The 926-nt window shown below is 33.6% G+C and carries 2 protein-coding genes; both read right to left on the bottom strand.

The window, feature by feature from the left end; genetic code table 11:
- Positions 1–7 precede the first annotated feature (7 nt).
- A complete protein-coding gene (locus tag ACFILY_RS09525; protein WP_375631609.1) occupies positions 8–523 on the bottom strand; it encodes a hypothetical protein in 516 nt (171 codons plus the stop codon).
- On the bottom strand, positions 510–857 hold the full coding sequence (locus ACFILY_RS09520; protein ID WP_375643817.1) for a hypothetical protein: 348 nt from the start codon (positions 855–857) through the stop codon (positions 510–512). The genes ACFILY_RS09525 and ACFILY_RS09520 overlap by 14 nt, the downstream gene beginning before the upstream one ends.
- Positions 858–926: the final 69 nt, after the last annotated feature.

The raw sequence follows: 926 nt of genomic DNA, 5'->3' as shown, positions 1-926 counted from the left end.
AATTTTACTATAGCTTTTTAACTGAGCACTGTAGTGTGTAAATAGATATGTTTATTAAACTGCGTGTACGTAACATAAGGAAAAATACACAGACTAAAAAGGAATACCAAAGAGCAATATCTGAGTACCAAAGTACAGTATCCAATGGAAAAGAAAGCTTGTACTCCACGTACTTAGAAATGAAAGGTAAAGAAACAGTTTCTTTATAACTATTTGGGAAAATTAAAACGACAAGCGCTAAACTTATTAGCTTTAAAAGTCTGTGCATATACTGTTGTAAATCACGTGTTAATGTCTTCCAACCTGTTGTATTGCCGCGTTTGTATTTTGGATTGTTCTGCAACTCAAAAGGAATATGAGAATTGCATAAAATTGCAAAAACCGCTGTGACTATTACCAAAGAAACAGATGCGAATGTCAAAATACTTTGAATAAAGTAGGGATTTTTTTTAATTCCTAAAAAACATAAAAATATAAAAGTTATAATGCCAAACAAGGCTCTTAGCTGCTTATCTGTAAACATATTTATTTCCTGCGGTTTTCGATAATTTTTTGATCTCTTTATTGATCTCATCTATAAGAGGTTCGTAATTGAGAACGCTTTTCGGAATATTCCCACCGTAAACCCATGCTTTTACTTGCGCTTTGGTACTAAAATCCGCATTTTCTGGTATGGTATAATACTGTCCGCCATCAAACTTTTCACACTCTCTTGTGCCATCTTCATATTCGTAGAGGTTGTAAAAATACTCCTCTGCTCCGTCCCCCCAAGGAACATAACCAACAGCTGTTGCAACAAACTCTTTTTGCATGGGTTGTTTACGCTTTTTTAAGAACAGGTCTTTTAATATTCTCATGTTTTTAGTCCATAATTTTACCAATTGGTCTATTTACCTAAAATTTGACCGTACAGAGCGTTTTATATT

The sequence above is a fragment of the Bartonella sp. CL25QHWL genome, assembly GCF_042195335.1.
In the GTDB taxonomy this organism is placed as follows: Bacteria; Pseudomonadota; Alphaproteobacteria; order Rhizobiales; family Rhizobiaceae; genus Bartonella.
This window is presented reverse-complemented; position numbering and strand designations above follow the sequence as displayed.